This window comes from Limnohabitans sp. MMS-10A-192, assembly GCF_003063335.1.
In the GTDB taxonomy this organism is placed as follows: domain Bacteria; phylum Pseudomonadota; class Gammaproteobacteria; order Burkholderiales; family Burkholderiaceae_C; genus Limnohabitans_A.
The window spans coordinates 368,611-387,989 of record NZ_NERX01000002.1 but is presented as its reverse complement, the minus strand read 5'-3'; the positions used below and the strand labels follow the sequence as shown (position 1 = coordinate 387,989).

The window sequence follows — 19,379 nt, the reverse complement described above, 5'->3', positions numbered from 1 at the left end:
AACTGAAAGTTCGGGATAACAGATTAAAGGCCCGGGATGACGGATGGGATCTGACATTTGCAGACTTCACGGGGTGTGATCTATAAGATGCCGGTCATGCACAAACTCTCCCCCCGCCAATGGACCGTTCTGGTCCTGCTCACCCTCGTTTGGGGCTTCAACTGGCCGATCATGAAAATCGGCGTCACCGGCTTTCCGCCATTGACCTTTCGCACCATCTGCATGCTGTTGGGCACGCCGGTGCTGGGCTTGGTGCTGTTGGCCCAAGGCGTGTCGTTTCGCATCGAGCGCAAACATTGGCGCGAACTGCTGACGCTGGCCACCTTCAACATGGTTTTCTGGCACAGCCTGATCATCGTGGCCGTGCAGTCGCTGTCCAGCGGACGGGCTGCGATTTTGAGCTACACCATGCCCATGTTTTCGGCCGCACTGGGGGCCCTGGTGTTCGGGGACCGGCTGGCCAAGCGGGCTTGGGGCGGTGTGGCGGCGGCATCGGTGGGCGTGGTCCTGCTGCTGTGGCACGAGATCTCCAACCTGAGCGGCAAGCCGGTCGGCGTGTTCCTGGCTTTGGGGGCGGCCAGCACCTGGGCGCTGGGCACACAGCTGCTGCGCCGCACCAAGATGCCGGTGTCCACGCTGACGATTGCTTTCTGGATGGCGACCCTGACCACGGTGGTGATGAGCGTGCTGGCCGTGCTGCTGGAGCGCGATCAGTGGCATGCGCCATCTGAGGCCACCTGGGGGGCGATCGTCTTCAATGCCTTGCTGGTGTTTGGCTTTGCGCAAGCGGCCTGGTTTTATTTGGCGCGCAGCCTGCCGCCCGTCGCCTCAACACTCAGCGTGATGATGATCCCGGTGCTGGGTGTTTTCAGTGGCGCCGTGTGGCTGGGCGAAGTGCTGCACTGGCAAGACTGGGCCGCCGTGGGTTTGATGATGGTGTCGATCGCGGCAGTGCTCTGGCCCCAACGACCAGCCGCATCCAGCTAAAACCCAATGCTATAGTTTTCTCAAACATTTCAACAAACGGGGGATCACCATGTTTCAAACTTCTTTGCGTCGCCTGCTGGGCGGCATGGCGCTGGTCAGCACACTGAGCCTGACGGGCTGCGGCTACAACGACTTCCAGCGCCTGGATGAGCAGTCGCTATCGGGCTGGTCGGAGGTGCTCAACCAGTACCAACGCCGGGCGGACCTGATCCCCAACATCGTGGCCACCGTCAAGGGCGAGGCCAACTTCGAGCAGGAAACACTGACCAAGGTGGTCGAGGCGCGTGCCAAGGCCACCAGCTTTCAGATCACGCCAGAGACCCTGAAAGACCCCGAGGCGATGAAGAACTTCCAGGCCGCACAAGGGGCTTTGAGTGGTGCCTTGTCGCGCTTGATGGCAGTTTCTGAAAACTACCCCAACCTCAAGGCCAACCAGGGCTTTGCCGATCTGCGCGTGCAGCTGGAAGGCACGGAAAACCGCATCACCGTGGCGCGCAACCGCTACATCAAGACCGTGCAGGACTACAACGTGCTGGCGCGCAGCTTCCCGACCAACCTGACCGCCATGGTCATGGGCTACAAACCGAAAGCGAACTTCTCGGTGGCCAACGAGGCGGCCATCTCGGCACCGCCCAAAGTGGACTTCGGCAAGTGATGCCCCGGCGCCTTGGGCGCTGGCTGAGCGCCGCACTGGCCTGCTGCTGGCTGGTGTTGCCGTGCTGGGCTGCCGACACTGCAGGCCTGCAAACGGTGCCCGCCTTGCGGGCTCACGTGATGGACGAAACGGGCACGCTGACCGCATCCGATGCGGCTGCGCTCGAGCAGCAACTCACCGCTTTTGAACGCGAGCGCGGCGCGCAAATCGTGGTCTTGCTGGTGAGCACCACGGCGCCTGAAGACATTGCCGATTACAGCCAGCGTGTGGCCGAAGCCTGGAAGCTGGGCCGCGCAGGTGTGGGCGACGGCTTGTTGCTGGTCGCTGCGCTGCAAGACCGCCGCGTGCGGATCGCGCCCTACAAAACCCTGGAAGGGGCCATCCCCGATGTGGTGGCCAAACGCATCATTGACCAGCAGATCGTGCCGGCCTTTCGGCGCGGTGACTATGCCGGTGGCCTGCGCGATGCGCTGACGCAGCTGCAAGCCCGCATCACGGGCGAGGCGCTGCCTGACCCCACCGCACCGCCCCCTCGCCCGCAGATCGACGAGTTCGACATCGTGGAGGCAGCCATGCTGCTCTTGGTGGTGGCGCCGCTCATCACCGGTGTGCTGCGCCGAATGTTGGGGCAACGCATCGGCGCCTTGGTCGGGGCTGCTGCGGCGAGCTTTCTGGTCTGGCAAATCACACAACGCGCCTGGATGGCGGTGCTGGCCGGGTTGATCGGCTTTTTTGGCGGCCTGCTCAGCCGGGGCCTGCCGGTCACGGGCGCACGCCATGGCGGCGGCTGGGGCGGCCACTCAGGCGGTGCTTGGGGTGATAGAGGCGGCTTCGGTGGCGGTGGCTTCGGTAGTGGCGGCAGTGGCGGTTTCGGCGGTGGCGGCATGTCATCGGGGGGTGGCGGAGACGGTGGCGGCGGTGGCGCCTCGGGAGGCTGGTGATGACTGAACGTGAATCCCTGTGGCCATGGCTGCTGCGGCTTTGGCGCCACCTGTGGCAAAGCGAACGTGCCGCCTGGCAAGCCGTGCCCGACGACATGGTCGATCGCCTGACCCGGCGTGTGCGGGCCAGCGAGCAAAGGCATGCCGGTCAGCTGGTGGTGTGCATTGAAGGCGCATGGCCGCTGAGCTATGCGTGGCGCGCCGGTCGGCAGGCGCCCTTGTCTGCGGTCATGCGCCAACGCGCCATGGCCTGGTTTGGGCGGCTGCAGGTCTGGGACACCGAGCACAACAACGGCGTGCTGATTTACCTCTTGCTGGCCGAGCGCCGCATCGAAATCGTGGCCGACAGGGGCCTGATGCGGCACACCAGCGAAGCCCATTGGCAAGCGGTGTTGCAGGCTTTGCGCCAGCCCTTGCAGCAAGGTGATTTCGAAGACGGCCTGACGCAAGCCCTGGCAGCCGCGTCAGCGCTGTTGGTGGCGCATTGCCCGGTGGCGGACGGTGCCCATAGCCCCAATGAATTGCCGGACCTCATCGTGAGGGCCTGAACACAGGCACTCGAATGAGGCGCGGGCTTCAGCCCTGCGCCGTCTTGAGCGCCAGCACCAGATCGGCCCAGGCCTTGGCCTTGTCGGCGGGGTTGCGCAGCAAATAGGCGGGGTGATAAGTCACCACCACCGGCACGCCCTGGTGGCTGTGCACCTGGCCGCGCAGCTTGCCGATGGGCTCGGTCGTTTGCAGCACCGATTGCACGGCAAAACGGCCCATGAGCAAGATGATTTTGGGCTGCACCAAAGCGACTTGCCGCGCCAGATAAGGCGCACAGGTGGCCAGCTCTTGCGGCGTGGGGTTGTGGTTGCCCGGGGGGCGACACTTAATGGCGTTGGCAATGTAAACACCGCCTTCGCCCTGCGCCTTGCGGCTCAAGCCCACCGCCTTGAGCATGTTGTCGAGCAGTTGGCCCGACTGGCCCACAAAAGGTTCGCCCGCTTGGTCTTCTTCCTCGCCTGGCGCTTCGCCAATGACCATCCATGGGGCCTGTGGGTCGCCTACGCCAAAGACAGATTTTTTGCGCTGCGCACACAGATCGCAGGCTTGGCACGCCGCCGCGGTTTCTTGCAGCGCGGCCCAATCCATGCGGTCCACGCCTTCGGCCAGAGGCTTGATGGGCACCGCGGGCACCGGTGTTGCAAGCGCCGGGCGGGCAACAGATGCGGGAGAAACAGGCGCTGGGGCCACAGGCTGCGCAGCACGCGCAACAGCGCCCGCTGCATCACCCGACACGCCTGCCGCTGCAGGCGCTTGCACCGCAGACGCCGAAGTGGCCACAGCGGCCACGGGCTCAGGCTGTGCCACAGGCTCGGCCTCGGTCGTCGCAGGGCTTTGCGGCCACCACACGCGCACGCCCATCTCGGCCAGCATGGCGCGTTGGCGGTCGTCCAGGTCAAATCGGGTGGGGTCGCTCATCACAAATCCGTTCACAGCTTCAAACTCATCACCACCGCGTGTTCACGCTGCTGGCGGTCTGCAGGATAGTAATCCTTGCGCAGGCCCACACGCACAAAACCGTAGCGCTCGTAAACCTGCAAGGCGCGGGCGTTGCTCTGGCGCACCTCCAGCCACAGCGTTTGCGCGCCCACGTTGCGCGAGATCAGCGACAAGGCCTCCAGCATCATGTGGCCCCAGCCCTCGCCCTGGCGGGCAGGCGCCACGGTGATGTTGAGCAAATGCATTTCTTCGACGCCATGCATGCCCAAAAAATAGCCCAGCAGTTCATCGCCCAGCCACAGGCATTGGGCATCGAACAGCGGGTTCAATGAATCCCGGAAATTGCCGCGTGACCAAGGGTGGCTGTAGGCGGCCTGCTCGATGGCCATGACCGCATCGAGGTTCTCGGGCGTCATGGTCCGCAAGGTCACCGCGTTGCGGATGGCTTCAGTGGGTTGCTGACGGGCGGAAGGCATCGCAGCACTCATGGGTTTGAAGCCGCCTTGGCCGCAGCAGCCTGGGCTTTCATGGCTTCGCGCTCGGCGGTGGTGTTGGCCACTTTGTCGCGGATGTACAAGGGCATGGCTTGCTCGGCCGGCACAGCCAGGCCTTGCGCCCAGAGGGCAGGGGCCAGGCGCAGCAAGGCCGCCGCTGTGGGCAAAGCCACGCAGCGCTCGCCTGGCATGTTCAAACGCGGGCCATAAGCTTCAAACACATTGCCCGCCAACACAGAGGCGCTGGACTGCACATTTTCAGGCGCACTGACCTGCAGGGCCGATACGCCTTGCCAGGACTGTCCGGCTGCAGACCATTGGTAAGCCGCGCTGTAAACCTCGTCCATGCGGGCGTCCAGCAGGGCCAGCACCGACAGATCGGCATCGGCTGCACCGCCTTGCACACGCTGCCAACGCGCCTCTTCTGCCACGGCCAGCAAAGTATCGACCGGCAGCACAGGAACGTCGGCGCCAAACGCCAAGCCTTGCGCCACAGCGCAGGCTGTGCGCAAACCAGTGAAAGACCCTGGCCCACGGCCAAACACGATGGCGGTGACCGAGGCCAAAGGCATGTCCGCCTCGGCCAGCATGCTCAGCACGGCGGGGATGAGCCCACTCGACGACTGCGCGCCACCGGGCAAGGTTTGGATCCACACACGGTCGCCCCGGGCCACGGCCAAAGACAAGACATCGGTGCTGGTGTCAAACGCCAGCCAGCGCAACTCGGGCGTGGTCGGGCTCATGCCTTGGCTCCCGCTGCGGGCACAGGCTTGGCCTGTCGCACCCCAAACAAAATACCGCCGGTGACCAGCGCCAGCCCGGCCAGCAAGTTCCAGTGCATGGGCTCACCCAAAAACCAGACGGCACCCAAAGCCGACAAGCCCGGCACCAAGGCCGTGATCATGGTCGAGCGCACGGGGCCAAAGTGACGCACCATCTGCGTGAAGGTGATGCCCGAAATCACCACCGAGCCGCCGCCCTGAAAGGCGGTCTGAAACAGAATCTCGGACCATGGCGCTTGCGGCAAATGCGTGGGCAAGGCACCCGTGATCGTCAACAGCGCATAGGTGGGCACAAAAAACACAAAAGCAAAAGCGGTGATGGCCATGGTGGCACGCACCGCGTCCAGCCCATAACGGCGCACCGTGACGCTGTAAGCCGCCCAGCAGCAGGCCGCGCTCATGAACAGCACATCGCCCTTCCAGACATCACCGCCATCGAAGGCGCGCAGCAAGCTCACGCCGCCGACCAACAAGTCACCCAACACAATGAAGCCCAGGCCCAGCACTCGGCTGTTGGGAATTTTTTCGCGCAAGACCAACCAGGCCAGCAAGGTGGTCCACAAAGGCAAGCTGCCCGGCATCAGGACCGAGGCATGCGCTGCGGGCGCAAAAAAGAAGCCGCTGTAGGCCAACACGGCGTAGAGCAAGCCGCCAAAGAAACCGGCACGCACCGTCTGCCCCCAAGGCAGTGGCGACAAGCCAAACAATGAGCCCACCGGCTCGCCGCGTTGGCGGGCCGGACGCATGAGCCACCAGGCCCAGGGCAACAGCACCGCACTGGCGCCCAAAATGCGGGCCAGCGCAATGTCCAGCGGCAACAAACCGCGCGAGGCCGAAGCCCGCGCAATGACGATGAAACCGGTCCAGATGAGCACCGTGATGACTGCCGAGGCCAAGCCCACGGTTCGTGAAGAAAATCGCATGGCGTCGATCATACGGCCCACTCGAAGCGAAACTGACCGTTAGACTCCACTGGATTGGCCCAGTGCAGTTTGAAACTGTCGAGGCAAATCTGTGGTTTTTTGTCATCCCGGACTTGATCCGGGATCCCCTGCGAGCCACCGACGATGGCGATTGGCAGTGGTGCACACTGGATCCCGGGTCTTCGCCCGGGATGACAAAACAGAGACTGTGCTGACATTTCAACACCATCGGGCCATATCAATTTATGAAGCCTGATCAATCCATGAAGAATAAATCCCCGGGTTTACACCCTTTCTTGCGCGGCTGGATGGGCCTTGGTTTGGCCATCAACGCCACCTTTGGCATGGCCGCCGACTTGCCGCCCGCCGCCCTGCAAGCGCTGCGCCAGGCCAACGTGCCGCCCTCGGCCATCAGTGTGCAAGTCACGCCCCTGAACAGCGCCACCCCACGCCTGGCACACCGGGCGCACGTCGCCACCAACCCGGCCTCGGTGATGAAGCTGATCACCACCTATGCGGGCTTGTCCTTGCTGGGGCCGGACTTCACCTGGCGCAACCGAGTCTATGCCGATGGGCCGATCAAGGACGGTGTGCTGCAAGGCAACCTGATCCTGCGCGGCAGCGGCGACCCCAAGCTGGTGATCGAGCGGCTGCAAGACCTGATGGCCCAGCTGAGCGCCTTGGGCCTGCGCGACATCCGGGGCGACATCGTGCTCGACCGCAGCGTGTTCGAGATCACGCCGCGCACCGAAGCGTTTGACGACGAGCCCCTGCGCCCCTACAACGTGAGCCCCGATGGGCTACTGCTCAACTTCAAGGCGCTGATCTACACCTTCACACCCGATGCTGCCACGGGCCAAGTGAGCGTGCGGGTGGAGCCGCCTTTGGCCGGGTTCGATGCGCCTCGTACCGTGCCCATGGGCAACGGCCCTTGCCAGGACTGGCGCAGCCAGCTGCGCGCCGACTTCAGCCAAGCCCATCAGGTGCGCTTTGCAGGCACTTACCCGGCCAGCTGTGGCGAGCGGCCATGGCCAGTGGCTTACCCCGCACCCGAGGTGTATGGCGCCAAACTCATCCAGGCCGTGTGGCTGGCCACCGGCAACCGGCTGGGTGGCCAGGTGCGCTACGGCAGTCTGCCTGCCAAAGCGCGCCTGCTGCTCGAAGCCCCCTCGCTGCCATTGGGCGAGGTGATCGCCGACATCAACAAGTTTTCCAACAACGTGATGGCGCAACAATTGTTTTTGACGCTGTCGAGCGACATGGGTGCGCCTGGGCGCTTTGAGGCCTCACGCCTGCGGGTGCTGCAGTGGTGGCGCCAGCAATTTCCGGGGCAAGCCGAGCCCGTGCTGGACAACGGCTCGGGCCTGTCGCGCACAGAGCGCAGCAACGCGCAGGCCCTGACGGCCTTGCTGCAAGCGGCCAGCAGCGGACCTCATGCGGCGGCGTTTCAAAATTCCTTGTCCTTGGCGGGGGTGGACGGCACCGCCGCGAGACTGCGCGATCGCAACCCCAACTCACCCGTGATCGGACAGGCCTGGCTCAAGACCGGCTCTTTGCGCGATGTGGCCTCGGTGGCCGGTTATGTGCAAGGCCAAAGCGGCCAGCGTTACGCGGTGGTGGCCATCATCAACCACCCCAACGCCAACCAAGCCCGGCCCGCGCTGGACCAGTTGCTGGAATGGACGGTCCGAGACACGAACAACACCGACAGCCCCCGCACCGTGGCCAAACGCCAGCGACAATGAAGCCATGAATTTGATCGACTGGGTCGGCACCGCAGCCGCCATCCTGACCACCGCCAGCTTTGTGCCACAAGCCTGGCACACCTTCCGCACACGCGATGTGAGCGGCATCTCTTTGGGCATGTACAGCCTGTTCACCGTGGGCGTGGCGCTGTGGCTGGTCTATGGCGTGCTGATGGCCGCCTGGCCCATCATCATCGCCAACACCATCACCACCAGCCTGGCGCTGATGATTTTGGTGATGAAGCTGCGTTACCGCTGAAGCGGCATCATGCTGCGGCCCGCTGCAAGCGGTCGCGCACGCCTTCCCACTCGGGCGTATCGGGTGGCAGCTGCACCCAAATCTGCTGCACGCCACGCGCGTCCAGATCGCGCAGCACGCTGAACAAATCGTGCGCGGCTTGCTCGGCACTCTGCGCTTGGGCGCGCCACACCACACCAGCACCAGCATCGGGCTGCAGCGCTGACCACACGCCCAGGTTGTTGGCGTGCGGGCCCAGGGCTTGCAGCTTGGCGTAGATGTCTTGCGCCGCCATCAAGCGCACCTTGGCGCGGGGCGCGTAGTGCGATTCGAGCGTGCCCGAGGCGCGGGGTGCGGCTTGTGCGATCGCGTCCTTGTCCAGCACGGCGCGGCCGCAAGCGGCTTCGATTTGCACGCGGGTGATGTGTCCGGGACGCAGCAAGACCGGCTCACCGCGCGTGCAGTCGATGATGGTGGACTCGATGCCCACCGGGCATTCGCCACCGTCCAAGATCAGCAGTCCCTGGCCCAACTCGGACTGCACATGCGCAGCCGTCGTCGGGCTCACGCGGCCAAAACGGTTGGCGCTGGGGGCCGATACACCGTGCACCCCCAAAGCCACGCACGCTTGCAGGAGCTGTTGGGCCACCGGGTGCGATGGGCAACGCAAACCAATCGAGTCTTGCCCACCGGCCGAGGCGGTGGCCACACCGGGTTGACGCGACAAGATCAAGGTCAAGGGGCCGGGCCAAAAGGCGTCGATCAAGGCTTGGGCAAAGTCGGGCACCTGCGCGGCAAACAGCGGCACTTGCGCGGCGCTGGCCACGTGAACGATCAGCGGGTGGTCGGCCGGGCGGCCTTTGGCCTCAAAGATTTTCGCCACGGCCGCATCGTCGGTCGCGTTGGCGGCCAGGCCATACACCGTCTCGGTGGGCAGGCCCACCAGCTGGCCGGCACGCAAGGCCTGCGCGGCTTGCGCGATGGCGCTGTCATCTGCCGTCAAGATCATGCGGACCTCAGAACACTTCGATGCCGAGCAAGGCGGCTGCCTGCAAGGCCGTGGCGCGCACCGCTTCGGGTGTGTTGCCCGTGATGTTCAGGTGGCCCATCTTGCGACCGGGCCGCGCCGACAGCTTGCCGTACAGGTGCAGATGCGTGCCGGGCAAGGCCAGCACTTGGTCCCACGCCGGTGCGCCACCTTCGGGCCACAGATCGCCCAGCAGGTTGAGCATGATGGCCGGAGAGTGCTGACGCGGCTGCGTGAGCGGCAAACCCGCCAGCGTGCGCACCTGCAGCTCGAACTGTGACTGGTCGCAAGCGTTCATCGTGTAGTGACCGCTGTTGTGCGGGCGCGGCGCCATCTCGTTGACGACCAGTTGGCCGCCTTCGAGGATGAAAAACTCCACGCACAGCACGCCCACGTAGTGGATGCCTTCGGCAATGGCGCGCGTCGCCGCCACGGCTTGCGCGGCCAGATCGGAGGGCACCGCGCCTTCGTACACGCTGGTCACGGCCAGAATGCCTTCGCGGTGCAGATTCGATTGCACCGGGAAATTCACCATCTGCCCATCGGCGCCACGCGCCACAATGACCGAGCACTCGGCCTTCAGGGGCAGCATTTTTTCGAGCACGCAGGGGACGTTCTTGAGTTGGTCCCAAGCGGCGGTCAATTCCTCGCGGGACTTGACGCGGATCTGGCCTTTGCCGTCGTAGCCCATGCGGGCGGTCTTGAGGATGCCGGGCAAGAGGTCATCGTTCACGGCCGCCAGTTGCTCGGGCTTGGCGATGACGGCATGCGGCGCCACCGGCACGCCGCAGTGGACAAAGTGGGCTTTTTCGGCAGCGCGGTCTTGCGCAATCGCCACCGCATCGGCGCTGGGGGCCACCGGGCGGTGCGCGCCCAGGGTCACCAGCGCGGGCGCGGGCACGTTTTCAAATTCGGTGGTGATGGCGGCGCAGCGCTGCATCAGCTGGGCCAGGCCCTGCTCGTCCAGGTAGTCGGTCTGGATGTGGTGGTGGCTCACCAGCCCGGCGGGGCTGGCCGCGTCAGGGTCGAGCACGGCGGTGAAGTAGCCCATGGCCTGCGCCGCGTGCACGAACATGCGCCCCAGTTGGCCGCCGCCCATGACGCCCAGGGTGGCGGGCTGGCCGTTGACGATGGCGCCGGGCAAGATGGCTTTGTGCAAGGGCTTGCTCATGCTGCACCGACCGGAGGCAAGGTCATGGCGCGGGCTGCAGCGGTCTGCTCAGCACGGAAGGCTTCGAGCTTTTGGCGCAGGACCGGATCGTTGTTGGCCAGCATGGCCACGGCAAACAGGGCGGCGTTGGCCGCACCGGCCGCGCCAATGGCAAAGGTGGCCACCGGCACGCCCTTGGGCATTTGCACGATGGAGTGCAGCGAATCCACGCCCGACAGGGCCTTGGTCTGCACCGGCACGCCCAACACCGGCACCACGGTCTTGGCCGCGATCATGCCGGGCAAATGCGCCGCACCGCCTGCGCCCGCGATGATGGCCTGCAGGCCACGTTCGGCCGCGCTTTGTGCATAGGCAAACATATCGTCGGGCATGCGGTGGGCCGAAACGACGCGCGCGTCGTGGGGGATACCAAACTGTTGGAGAATCTGGACTGCGTGCTGCATGGTGTCCCAGTCGGAGCTGGAACCCATGACGACGCCGATGAGCGCTTGAGTCATTGGGTGCTTTTCGTGATCAATCTCGAATTTTAAGGTTTCGCTCCACCTTGAGCCGAAACACAACCCGGAATACTGCCCACCATGATGGACGTCACGATACAAAACTTTGAAGCCGAGGTGATTGAAGCCTCCATGACCACGCCCGTGCTGGTGGACTTTTGGGCCCCATGGTGCGGCCCCTGCAAGTCGCTGGGCCCCGTCCTCGAAAAGGTGGAGCTCGCCTACGAGGGCCGCTTCAAACTGGTCAAGATCAACTCCGACGAAGAGCAGCAACTGGCCTCGGCCTTTGGCATCAAAAGCATCCCGACTTGCGTTTTGTTGATGAACGGCCAGCCAGTCGATGGCTTCATGGGCGCTTTGCCCGAGGGCCAGGTCAAGCAATTCCTGGACAAACACCTGCCTGCGGCCGGCACACTGCAAGCGCCCGCCTTGGCCGAAGAAACGCCTGGCGAGCATGAAGCCGTTGAGCCGCCCAGCCCCCGCGCCGCACTGGAACAGGCCTTGGCCACTGACCCGGGCAACGACGATGCCCGCTTTGACCTGGTCAAGCTGCTGATCGGTCAGGGCGAGCTGGCCGAAGCCGCCGCCTTGCTGGCCCCGGCCATGAGCCGCATTCCAGTGCCTTTGCGTTTTGAAGCCCAAACCCAATGGCTCAACGCCTTGGAATTCGTCACCACCGACCCACGCGGTCAATGGGCGCTGGACAAGTTCGATGCGCTGATCGGCCAGAACAAGCGCGACTTTGAAGCCCGCTTTGCCAAAAGCCGCCTGCTGATCGCCGTGGGCGAATGGGAAGCGGCGATGGAAGAGCTGCTGGAAATCATCATGCGCGACAAAAAATGGGACGACGAAGCCCCACGCAAAACCTTTGTCGCCCTGCTGGAGTTGATGACCCCGCAAAAATCCCAGGCCCAAGACGCCACCGGCAAATCTGCGGGCGGCATCGAGCTGATGGGCAAATCAGCGGTCGAAGAAGACCCCCTGCTGGCCATGATCTCGAGTTACCGGCGCAAGCTGAGCATGGCGCTGAACTGAAGCGGTCATGCAAGACGGCTCGCGCCGTCATGGCGAGGAGCGCAGCGACGTGGCCATCCATTAGCGCGCCCTGCATCAAAAGGACCGTTATGCCAACACTGGATTGCCGCGCTTCGCTCGCAATGACGCAATAGGACACCCAAAAGGTGTGATGGCCTCAGATGCGAAGAGCGAAACAGGGCCGCATGAGACATCAAAGGCCTCAGCGCGAGGGCCCTGCCTGCCGCTCGATGGCCATGCGCAGTTGGCCCAGCAGGCCCATGGCCATGAGGACTTCCCCCACCACAAACATGGGGCCGACCAGCAGGCCCACGATGTCGTCCACAAAGGCGGGTTTGCGGCCTTCGTAGTAGTGGCCGACAAACTGGATGACCCAGCCGACCACGAAAATGGCCAGACCCAGCTGCCAGACCTGCAAGCCGAGGGGCGCAGCCATCGGCGCCAGTTCGTGGGCCAGGGCGATCAGCAAGCCGTTGACCACCACGGTGACCAAGCCCAGCAAGAAGTTGCCGCGTGACAGGTACCACAGACTGGTCAACCCCCAGACCAGCCAGGCGGGTGTCAGCAGCACGCTGCCCACCGCCCATTGGGGCTGGGTCAGCATCATGCCAATGGCCATGAAGATCAGGGGTACGCCCACCAAATGGGTGGCGATGTTGCGGCGGTCGCGGTGGTAATGGGCGTACTGAACCATCAGTGCGTTGGCGGGTCGGAGAAAACTCATCGTGTGTCTCTTTCTGGTTGCCCTACAGTCCGTGTCGGCCACGGACATGCCCATTCAAACGACCGCCGACTGGCTTGTCAAGCCATCAGGCGCTGCAAGGCTTCCTGGTATTTGGCGGCGGTTTTTTCAATCACCTCGCGGGGCAAGCGTGGCGCAGGCGCCGTCTTGTCCCACAATTGCCCGTTGACCTGAGCCGTCTCCAGCCAGTCGCGCAAGAACTGCTTGTCGTAGCTGGGGGGGTTGGCGCCTTCCACATAGCTGTCGGCGGGCCAGTAGCGCGATGAATCGGGCGTCAACACCTCGTCCATCAACACCAGCGTGCCATCGGTGTCCAGACCAAATTCAAATTTGGTGTCAGCAATGATGATGCCCTTGGTCGCGGCGATGTCGCGCGCCGCCTTGTACAGCGCAATGCTGATGTCGCGGATGCGGCCGGCCAAGTCGGCGCCGATCATGGCCACGGTCTGCTCAAACGTGATGTTCTCGTCGTGCTCACCCACGGCGGCTTTGGCTGCGGGCGTGTAGATGGGCTCGGGCAGCAGACTGGCATTTTTCAGGCCCTCGGGCAGGGGCACACCGCACACCGATCGGCTTTCCTGGTATTCCTTCCAGCCGCTGCCGGCCAGATAGCCGCGCACCACAGCCTCCACCGGGATGGGCTTCAAGCGCTTGACCAGCATGGAGCGGCCCTTGACTTGCGGCACTTCAGCGGCAGAGACCACGCTCTCGGGCGCGTCACCGGTCAGGTGGATCGGGCAAATGTTCAAGCCTTTGGGGCCGAGCTTGTCGAACCAGAACAAAGCCATTTGCGTGAGCAACTCGCCTTTGCCGGGAATGGGCTCGCCCATGATCACATCGAACGCGCTGATGCGGTCAGACGCCACCATCAAGATGCGGTCATCGCCCACGGCGTAGTTGTCGCGCACCTTGCCGCGTGCGAGCAAAGGCAGGGAAGTCAGGGCCGAGGTGTGAAGCGCAGAGGTCATGGCAAAACAGTCAAAGCAAAAAAGAAAAAGGCCCGTTGAACAGTCAACGGGCCATTCGGATCAATTATCGCAGGGTCCGGGGGCTTGGGCCGCCTCTGGTGCATGCGTCGCAGCTGGACTGCCGCGTCGCAAGCTCCTCGCAGTGACGGCCAGCGTCATGGCGAGCGCAGCGTGCGCCATCCAGAGCTCAGTTGACCACTTGAGCCAGCTCGCCCTTGGCGTAACGGGCAGCGACCACTTGCAGGGTTTCGCCTTTGATCTTGGGGGCCTGGCCTTCGCAGCCGAACTCCAGGTAACGCTGCTTGCACAGCTGTTTGGCGGCTTCGCGGGCGGGCTTGAGCCATTCGCGGGCGTCGAACTTGTCAGGGTTCTCAAACAAGAACTTGCGGCAAGCGGCGGTCATGGCCAGGCGGATGTCGGTGTCGATGTTGATCTTGCGCACGCCGTGCTTGATGGCCTCCTGGATTTCCTCGACGGGCACGCCGTAGGTTTCCTTCATCTTGCCGCCGTATTGGTTGATCAGCGCCAGCAACTCTTGGGGCACGCTGGAAGAACCGTGCATCACCAAGTGGGTGTTGGGGATGCGGGCGTGAATTTCTTTGACGCGGTAAATCGCCAAAATGTCGCCCGTGGGCTTGCGGCTGAACTTGTAGGCGCCGTGGCTGGTGCCGATCGCAATGGCCAGCGCATCCAGACCGGTGGCCTTGACGAACTGGGCGGCCTCTTCGGGGTCGGTCAGCATTTGGCTGTGGTCCAGCTTGCCTTCGGCGCCAATGCCGTCTTCTTCACCGGCTTCGCCCGTCTCCAGATTGCCCAGGCAACCCAGCTCACCTTCAACCGACACGCCGGCCAAGTGGGCCATGTCCACCACGCGGCGGGTCACGTCGACGTTGTACTCGAAGCTGGCGGGGGTCTTGCCGTCTTCCATCAGCGAGCCGTCCATCATCACCGACGAGAAACCCAGATCGATCGCGCCTTGGCAGATGGATGGGCTTTGGCCGTGGTCCTGGTGCATGACCAGCGGGATGTGGGGCCACTGCTCGGTGGCGGCCTGGATCAAATGCTTGATGAAAGGCTCACCGGCGTATTTGCGGGCGCCTGCGCTGGCTTGCAAGATGACCGGCGCACCGACTTCGTCGGCGGCGGTCATGACGGCCTGGACTTGTTCCAGGTTGTTGACGTTGAAAGCTGGAATGCCGTAGCCGTTGACGGCCGCATGGTCCAGCAGCTCGCGCATTGAAACGAGTGCCATGGTGGTGATTTCCCAGAGAGTTTAAAAATCGGGCAAAGCCGGGCGTGTACCCGGCTTGTAACTGAGCTGAATTTTATAGGTTCTGGTCTGACAGCGGACTGAATACCCCAGACTGCCTGGCTGCGGCCTGTGTGGGCCGCAGCAGGATCGGGCTCAACCCACCCGGCAGATCTTGAGCATGTTGGTGCCGCCGGGCGAGCCCATGGGCTCGCCACAGGTGATGGCGTACACATCGCCGGTGCTCACGATGTTGCGCTTTTTGAGGTAGCCCTCGGTTTGCATCAAGGCCGTATCGCGGTCGGCGCTGGTGTCCATCAACAAGGGGCGCACGTTGCGAAACAAAGCCATCTTGCGCTGCGAGGACAGCTTGGTGGTGACCGCATAGATCGGGATGTGCACCCGGCGGCGGCTCATCCACAAAGCGGTAGAGCCCGACTCGGTCAGGGCCACAATGGCCTTGGCGCCCAAGTGGCTGGCGGTGAACAGCGCGCCCATGGCGATCGACTGGTCGATGCGGCTGAAGGTCTGGCCCCTGAAGTCGGCGTCGATCTCCACGTCTTCAGCGCCTTCGGCGGCCAGGCAGATCTTGGCCATTTCTTCCACAGTTTCCAGCGGGTATTTGCCGGCAGCGGTTTCGGCGCTCAGCATCACGGCATCGGTGCCATCCAGCACGGCGTTGGCCACGTCCGACACCTCGGCACGGGTGGGCACGGGGTTGGTGATCATGCTTTCCATCATCTGGGTAGCGGTGATGACGACTTTGTCATGCACCTTGGCCAGCTTGATCATGCGTTTTTGCAAGGCGGGCACGGCGGCGTTGCCCACTTCGACGGCCAAGTCACCCCGGGCGACCATGATGCCGTCGCTGGCCATCAGGATGGCTTCCAGGTGCGGAATGGCTTCGGCACGCTCGATTTTGGCGATCAGGCCGGGCTTGTGACCGTATTCGGCACCCGCCACATTGCACAGTTGGCGGGCCATTTCCATGTCGGTAGCGTTTTTCGGGAAGCTCACCGCAACGTAGTCGGCCTGCAGGCTCATGGCGGTCTTGATGTCGTCCATGTCCTTGGCGGTCAAGGCCGGTGCCGTCAGGCCGCCGCCTTGCTTGTTGATGCCTTTGTTGTTGGACAGCTCGCCGCCGAGTTTGACGGTGGTGTGCACCTGCTCGCCTTTGACGGCAACCACATTGAGCACGATCAGGCCGTCGTTGAGCAAGAGCACGTCACCGGCTTTCACATCGCGGGGCAACTCTTTGTAGTCCAGGCCCACGCCGTGGATATCACCCGGCTCGGTGCGCGAGGCGTCCAGCACAAAGGCGGCGCCTGGCTCGAGCATGACCTTGCCCTCGGCAAACTTGCCCACGCGGATCTTGGGGCCCTGCAGGTCGGCCATGATGGCCACTTCGCGGCCAGCCCGTTGCGAGGCTTCGCGCACCAAGCGGGCGCGGTCCACATGGTCTTGCGCCTTGCCGTGGCTGAAATTGAGCCGGACCACATTCACGCCGGCGCGGATCATGGCTTCGAGCAGGGCGGGATCGCTGGAAGCAGGGCCTAAGGTGGCAACGATTTTGGTGGCGCGACGCGACATGCAGGGGTCTCCTTGTAACTTGGTTTCAATTTTCACATGGAATCGGTTACATGCCCGGTTCTTTCGGCACGGCCCACAGGGACGCGCACTGACAGGTCTTGAAAATGAGCTCTGAAATATTCAAATTTCGCAAATTCAGGCTTTTAGCTTTGATCCTTGTCAGCCCAAGGAAAACCCCTAACGACTAAACTCGGGGGTAGCGAAATACCCTGATCGAGCGTCATGACCGCAAGCAACACACAGCACTCCTCCCAACCGATCCCCTTGGATCAGCCCCTGCCACACCGCAAAATCATCCGCGAGTGGCTGATTCCCCTGTCCGAGCGCACCACGTTTCTGGCCTTCGTTCTGTTGATCGTGGACTACGCCGTTTTCTTTGCCCTGATCGCCGGCACCATCGCCTTTGACGCCGTCTGGGCCAAGCTGCTGTGCGGTCTGGCCGCTGGTTTCGTGATCGGGCGCCTGTTCATCATTGGCCACGACGCTTGCCACCAAAGCCTGACGCCGCACCGCGAGCTCAACAAGGTGCTGGGCCGCATCGCGTTCTTGCCATCGCTCACGCCCTACAGCCTGTGGGACACCGGCCACAACGTGGTGCACCACGGTTACACCAACCTCAAGGGCGTGGACTTTGTCTGGACGCCCCTGACGGCCACCGAGTTTGAAGCACTGAACCCCCTGCAAAAGCTGCTGGAGCGCGCTTACCGCAGCGGCTGGGCACCTGGCCTGTATTACATGATCGAGATCTGGTGGAAACGCGAGTTCTTCCCCAACAAAACGCACATGCCCACACGCCGTCCGATCTTCTTCAAGGACAGCATGCTGGTCACCGTGTTTGCCGCCCTCTGGATCGCCGTGATCGCCGGCGCAGCCATCGGCACAGGCCAGTCGGTGTGGTTGTCCCTGCTGCTGGGTTTTGCCGTGCCCTTTTTCTTTTGGAACAGCATGATCGGCTTCGTGGTCTATGTGCACCACACCCACGTCAAGGTCTCCTGGCATGACAACAAGGCCGCCTGGACCAAGGCCGCGCCCTTTGTGTCGACCACGGTGCACCTGACCTTCCCCTTCAACATCGGCGCGCTGATGCACCACATCATGGAGCACACCGCCCACCACGTGGACATGAGCGTGCCCCTGTACCGCCTGAAGAAAGCCCAGGCCAAGCTCGAAGAAATGCTGCCCGGCCGCATCATCGTGCAGCCCTTCTCGTGGAAGTGGTACTTCGAGACTGCCAAAAACTGCAAGATGTACGACTTCACCCGCGAGTGCTGGACAGACTTCAAGGGCAATATGACCAGCCCGGTGCGCGGCAACTTGCCACCTGCGGCGCAGGCCTGATCAGGGCTTCGGCTCCGACAATAAAAACCCCGCAATGCGGGGTTTTTTTATTGGGGCAAGACCTACAAGGTGGGGGCAACTGGCATGGACCCCGGGTCTTCGCCCGGGGTGACAAAGCGCTGGGATCGCCCCGATCTTGCCTCTGTCATCCCGACCTTGCCTCTGTCATCCCGACCTCGCCTCTATCGTCCTAGCCTGGCGTCTGTCGTCCCAGTCTCGCCCTCTTTCATCCCTTCCACGCATCTGTCATCCCGGCCTCCGAGCCGGGATCCATGCCTGCCAAGGCCGCTGATCAAGCAGCTGCGCGCTTCATCAGGATTTCAAACGCAGGCAAAGTCTTGCCTTCCAGGATTTCGAGGAATGCGCCGCCGCCCGTCGAGATGTAGCCCACTTGATCTTCGATGCCGTACTTGGCAATCGCAGCCAGTGTGTCGCCGCCACCCGCAATGCTGAAGGCGCTGGACTCGGCGATCGCCTGAGCGATGACTTTGGTGCCGTTGGCAAACTGGTCGAACTCGAACACGCCCACCGGGCCGTTCCAGACGATGGTGCCGGCTTGCTTGAGCTGGGCGGCCAGCTTGGCGGCGGTCTCGGGGCCGATGTCCAGGATCATGTCGTCATCGGCCACGTCCGTGGCTTTTTTCACGGTAGCCACCGCGTCGGCCGCGAAGGTCTTGGCCGTCACCACATCGGTCGGGATCGGCACTTCGGCGCCACGGGCCTTCATGGCCTCGATCACGGCTTGGGCTTCGCCCACCAAGTCGGCTTCGGCCAGGCTTTTGCCGATCTTCAGGCCTGCGGCCAGCATGAAGGTGTTGGCAATGCCGCCGCCCACGATGAGCTGGTCCACGTTCTGGGCCAGGCTCTTCAAGATGGTCAGTTTGGTCGAGACCTTGGAGCCCGCCACGATGGCCGCCAAAGGGCGCTTCGGCGCGGCCAAGGCCTTGCTGATCGCGTCGATCTCGGCGGCCAGCAAGGGGCCAGCGCAGGCGATGGGCGCAAACTGGGCGATGCCATACGTCGTGCCCTCGGCGCGGTGAGCGGTGCCAAAGGCGTCGTTCACGTAGATGTCGCACAGCTGGGCCATCTTGCGGGCCAGCTCTTCGTTGTTCTTTTTCTCGCCTTTGTTGACGCGGCAGTTCTCCAGCAAGACCACCTGACCGGGAGCCACCGTCACACCTTCCACCCAATTGGCGACCAGCGGCACATCGCGACCGAGCAACTCGCCCAAGCGCTTGGCCACGGGGGCCAGCGAGTCTTCGGGCTTGAACTCACCTTCGGTAGGGCGACCCAAATGGCTGGTCACCATGACGGCGGCACCGGCGGCCAAGGCCATCTGGATGCAGGGCACGCTGGCGCGCACGCGGGTGTCTTCGGTGATGCTGCCGTCGTCGGCTTGCGGCACGTTGAGGTCGGCACGGATGAAAACACGTTGGCCTGCAGCTTGGCCGCTGGCGCACAGATCAGAGAAACGGATGACGTTCATAGGAAGACAGGTCCTGTATCGAG

The 19,379-nt window shown here is 63.5% G+C and carries 20 protein-coding genes; 8 read left to right on the top strand and 12 right to left on the bottom strand.

Annotated features, from left to right (window positions below):
• The first annotated feature begins 96 nt into the window (after positions 1 to 96).
• From B9Z43_RS06705 to B9Z43_RS06690, 4 genes are read left to right on the top strand one after another with little or no spacing between them, the layout of a single operon-like run.
• Complete coding sequence (locus tag B9Z43_RS06705) at positions 97 to 987, top strand: DMT family transporter (protein ID WP_108324153.1); 891 nt, start codon at positions 97 to 99, stop codon at positions 985 to 987.
• A gap of 49 nt (positions 988 to 1,036) precedes the next feature.
• Positions 1,037 to 1,642 (top strand): LemA family protein, encoded by a 606-nt coding sequence (locus B9Z43_RS06700; protein WP_108324035.1) that lies wholly within the window; start codon positions 1,037 to 1,039, stop codon positions 1,640 to 1,642.
• Positions 1,642 to 2,583 carry a YgcG family protein gene (locus B9Z43_RS06695; RefSeq protein WP_108324034.1) on the top strand — a complete coding sequence of 314 codons (942 nt, stop codon included), beginning with the start codon at positions 1,642 to 1,644 and terminating at the stop codon, positions 2,581 to 2,583. The genes B9Z43_RS06700 and B9Z43_RS06695 overlap by 1 nt, the downstream gene beginning before the upstream one ends.
• On the top strand, positions 2,583 to 3,131 hold the full coding sequence (locus B9Z43_RS06690; protein WP_108324033.1) for a TPM domain-containing protein: 549 nt from the start codon (positions 2,583 to 2,585) through the stop codon (positions 3,129 to 3,131). Before B9Z43_RS06695 ends, B9Z43_RS06690 begins: the two co-directional genes overlap by 1 nt.
• 28 nt (positions 3,132 to 3,159) lie before the next feature.
• Here B9Z43_RS06690 and B9Z43_RS06685 read toward each other — a convergent pair whose 3' ends face one another.
• The 4 genes from B9Z43_RS06685 to B9Z43_RS06670 are packed head-to-tail and all read right to left on the bottom strand — an operon-like array spanning position 3,160 to position 6,270.
• On the bottom strand, positions 3,160 to 4,050 hold the full coding sequence (locus B9Z43_RS06685; protein ID WP_108324032.1) for a uracil-DNA glycosylase: 891 nt from the start codon (positions 4,048 to 4,050) through the stop codon (positions 3,160 to 3,162).
• A gap of 11 nt (positions 4,051 to 4,061) precedes the next feature.
• On the bottom strand, positions 4,062 to 4,547 hold the full coding sequence (gene rimI, locus B9Z43_RS06680) for a ribosomal protein S18-alanine N-acetyltransferase (protein ID WP_108324152.1): 486 nt from the start codon (positions 4,545 to 4,547) through the stop codon (positions 4,062 to 4,064).
• An 8-nt stretch (positions 4,548 to 4,555) separates the two neighbouring features.
• The gene (gene tsaB, locus B9Z43_RS06675; protein WP_199222260.1) at positions 4,556 to 5,308 is read right to left on the bottom strand and encodes a tRNA (adenosine(37)-N6)-threonylcarbamoyltransferase complex dimerization subunit type 1 TsaB; all 753 of its coding nucleotides are present in this window, start codon (positions 5,306 to 5,308) and stop codon (positions 4,556 to 4,558) included.
• Positions 5,305 to 6,270, bottom strand: a complete 966-nt coding sequence (locus B9Z43_RS06670) for a DMT family transporter (RefSeq protein WP_108324150.1) — start codon at positions 6,268 to 6,270, stop codon at positions 5,305 to 5,307. Before B9Z43_RS06670 ends, tsaB begins: the two co-directional genes overlap by 4 nt.
• Positions 6,271 to 6,533: 263 nt before the next feature.
• Here B9Z43_RS06670 and dacB point away from each other — a divergent pair, with 263 nt between their 5' ends.
• Together dacB and B9Z43_RS06660 are read left to right on the top strand one after the other, a co-directional pair.
• Positions 6,534 to 8,015: a D-alanyl-D-alanine carboxypeptidase/D-alanyl-D-alanine-endopeptidase gene (gene dacB, locus B9Z43_RS06665; RefSeq protein WP_233250023.1), complete on the top strand. Its 1,482-nt coding sequence runs from the start codon at positions 6,534 to 6,536 to the stop codon at positions 8,013 to 8,015.
• 4 nt (positions 8,016 to 8,019) lie between these two features.
• Entirely contained in the window at positions 8,020 to 8,274 is a 255-nt protein-coding gene (locus tag B9Z43_RS06660) for a SemiSWEET family sugar transporter (protein ID WP_108324030.1), read from the top strand.
• 7 nt (positions 8,275 to 8,281) lie between these two features.
• Here the strand turns inward: B9Z43_RS06660 and B9Z43_RS06655 are convergent, their stop codons facing one another.
• The 3 genes from B9Z43_RS06655 to purE are packed head-to-tail and all read right to left on the bottom strand — an operon-like array spanning position 8,282 to position 10,948.
• Entirely contained in the window at positions 8,282 to 9,262 is a 981-nt protein-coding gene (locus B9Z43_RS06655; protein WP_108324029.1) for an L-threonylcarbamoyladenylate synthase, read from the bottom strand.
• Between the two features lie 7 nt (positions 9,263 to 9,269).
• Positions 9,270 to 10,451 carry a 5-(carboxyamino)imidazole ribonucleotide synthase gene (locus B9Z43_RS06650; RefSeq protein ID WP_108324028.1) on the bottom strand — a complete coding sequence of 394 codons (1,182 nt, stop codon included), beginning with the start codon at positions 10,449 to 10,451 and terminating at the stop codon, positions 9,270 to 9,272.
• The gene (gene purE, locus B9Z43_RS06645; RefSeq protein WP_108324027.1) at positions 10,448 to 10,948 is read right to left on the bottom strand and encodes a 5-(carboxyamino)imidazole ribonucleotide mutase; all 501 of its coding nucleotides are present in this window, start codon (positions 10,946 to 10,948) and stop codon (positions 10,448 to 10,450) included. Before purE ends, B9Z43_RS06650 begins: the two co-directional genes overlap by 4 nt.
• Before the next feature lie 81 nt (positions 10,949 to 11,029).
• Between purE and trxA the strand changes: the two genes are divergently transcribed.
• Positions 11,030 to 11,983: a thioredoxin gene (gene trxA / locus B9Z43_RS06640; RefSeq protein ID WP_108324026.1), complete on the top strand. Its 954-nt coding sequence runs from the start codon at positions 11,030 to 11,032 to the stop codon at positions 11,981 to 11,983.
• Between the two features lie 202 nt (positions 11,984 to 12,185).
• Here trxA and B9Z43_RS06635 read toward each other — a convergent pair whose 3' ends face one another.
• From B9Z43_RS06635 to pyk, 4 genes are all read right to left on the bottom strand, one after another.
• Positions 12,186 to 12,707 (bottom strand): DUF962 domain-containing protein, encoded by a 522-nt coding sequence (locus B9Z43_RS06635; RefSeq protein ID WP_108324025.1) that lies wholly within the window; start codon positions 12,705 to 12,707, stop codon positions 12,186 to 12,188.
• Between the two features lie 77 nt (positions 12,708 to 12,784).
• Positions 12,785 to 13,693 (bottom strand): phosphoribosylaminoimidazolesuccinocarboxamide synthase, encoded by a 909-nt coding sequence (locus B9Z43_RS06630; RefSeq protein ID WP_108324024.1) that lies wholly within the window; start codon positions 13,691 to 13,693, stop codon positions 12,785 to 12,787.
• Positions 13,694 to 13,880: 187 nt separating this feature from the next.
• Complete coding sequence (gene fba, locus B9Z43_RS06625; RefSeq protein ID WP_108324023.1) at positions 13,881 to 14,945, bottom strand: class II fructose-bisphosphate aldolase; 1,065 nt, start codon at positions 14,943 to 14,945, stop codon at positions 13,881 to 13,883.
• Between the two features lie 153 nt (positions 14,946 to 15,098).
• Positions 15,099 to 16,532 carry a pyruvate kinase gene (gene pyk / locus B9Z43_RS06620; RefSeq protein ID WP_108324022.1) on the bottom strand — a complete coding sequence of 478 codons (1,434 nt, stop codon included), beginning with the start codon at positions 16,530 to 16,532 and terminating at the stop codon, positions 15,099 to 15,101.
• Between the two features lie 222 nt (positions 16,533 to 16,754).
• Between pyk and B9Z43_RS06615 the strand changes: the two genes are divergently transcribed.
• Positions 16,755 to 17,870, top strand: a complete 1,116-nt coding sequence (locus tag B9Z43_RS06615; protein ID WP_108324021.1) for a fatty acid desaturase — start codon at positions 16,755 to 16,757, stop codon at positions 17,868 to 17,870.
• Between the two features lie 292 nt (positions 17,871 to 18,162).
• On the opposite strand, the gene B9Z43_RS06610 is transcribed toward B9Z43_RS06615, so the two are convergent.
• Positions 18,163 to 19,356 (bottom strand): phosphoglycerate kinase, encoded by a 1,194-nt coding sequence (locus B9Z43_RS06610; protein ID WP_108324020.1) that lies wholly within the window; start codon positions 19,354 to 19,356, stop codon positions 18,163 to 18,165.
• Between the last annotated feature and the right edge of the window lie 23 nt (positions 19,357 to 19,379).

What these genes read in the sequence shown, in the direction of transcription:
- B9Z43_RS06700 (WP_108324035.1), top strand. Translation starts at nt 1,037, where the DNA reads ATGTTTCAAACTTCTTTGCGTCGCCTGCTGGGCGGCATGGCGCTGGTC.
- purE (WP_108324027.1), bottom strand. Translation starts at nt 10,948, where the DNA reads ATGACTCAAGCGCTCATCGGCGTCGTCATGGGTTCCAGCTCCGACTGG.
- rimI (WP_108324152.1), bottom strand. Translation starts at nt 4,547, where the DNA reads ATGCCTTCCGCCCGTCAGCAACCCACTGAAGCCATCCGCAACGCGGTG.
- pyk (WP_108324022.1), bottom strand. Translation starts at nt 16,532, where the DNA reads ATGTCGCGTCGCGCCACCAAAATCGTTGCCACCTTAGGCCCTGCTTCC.
- dacB (WP_233250023.1), top strand. Translation starts at nt 6,534, where the DNA reads ATGAAGAATAAATCCCCGGGTTTACACCCTTTCTTGCGCGGCTGGATG.
- B9Z43_RS06690 (WP_108324033.1), top strand. Translation starts at nt 2,583, where the DNA reads ATGACTGAACGTGAATCCCTGTGGCCATGGCTGCTGCGGCTTTGGCGC.
- B9Z43_RS06650 (WP_108324028.1), bottom strand. Translation starts at nt 10,451, where the DNA reads ATGAGCAAGCCCTTGCACAAAGCCATCTTGCCCGGCGCCATCGTCAAC.
- B9Z43_RS06705 (WP_108324153.1), top strand. Translation starts at nt 97, where the DNA reads ATGCACAAACTCTCCCCCCGCCAATGGACCGTTCTGGTCCTGCTCACC.
- B9Z43_RS06610 (WP_108324020.1), bottom strand. Translation starts at nt 19,356, where the DNA reads ATGAACGTCATCCGTTTCTCTGATCTGTGCGCCAGCGGCCAAGCTGCA.
- trxA (WP_108324026.1), top strand. Translation starts at nt 11,030, where the DNA reads ATGATGGACGTCACGATACAAAACTTTGAAGCCGAGGTGATTGAAGCC.
- B9Z43_RS06655 (WP_108324029.1), bottom strand. Translation starts at nt 9,262, where the DNA reads ATGATCTTGACGGCAGATGACAGCGCCATCGCGCAAGCCGCGCAGGCC.
- B9Z43_RS06685 (WP_108324032.1), bottom strand. Translation starts at nt 4,050, where the DNA reads ATGAGCGACCCCACCCGATTTGACCTGGACGACCGCCAACGCGCCATG.
- B9Z43_RS06635 (WP_108324025.1), bottom strand. Translation starts at nt 12,707, where the DNA reads ATGAGTTTTCTCCGACCCGCCAACGCACTGATGGTTCAGTACGCCCAT.
- B9Z43_RS06670 (WP_108324150.1), bottom strand. Translation starts at nt 6,270, where the DNA reads ATGCGATTTTCTTCACGAACCGTGGGCTTGGCCTCGGCAGTCATCACG.
- B9Z43_RS06660 (WP_108324030.1), top strand. Translation starts at nt 8,020, where the DNA reads ATGAATTTGATCGACTGGGTCGGCACCGCAGCCGCCATCCTGACCACC.
- B9Z43_RS06630 (WP_108324024.1), bottom strand. Translation starts at nt 13,693, where the DNA reads ATGACCTCTGCGCTTCACACCTCGGCCCTGACTTCCCTGCCTTTGCTC.
- fba (WP_108324023.1), bottom strand. Translation starts at nt 14,945, where the DNA reads ATGGCACTCGTTTCAATGCGCGAGCTGCTGGACCATGCGGCCGTCAAC.
- B9Z43_RS06695 (WP_108324034.1), top strand. Translation starts at nt 1,642, where the DNA reads ATGCCCCGGCGCCTTGGGCGCTGGCTGAGCGCCGCACTGGCCTGCTGC.
- tsaB (WP_199222260.1), bottom strand. Translation starts at nt 5,308, where the DNA reads ATGAGCCCGACCACGCCCGAGTTGCGCTGGCTGGCGTTTGACACCAGC.
- B9Z43_RS06615 (WP_108324021.1), top strand. Translation starts at nt 16,755, where the DNA reads ATGACCGCAAGCAACACACAGCACTCCTCCCAACCGATCCCCTTGGAT.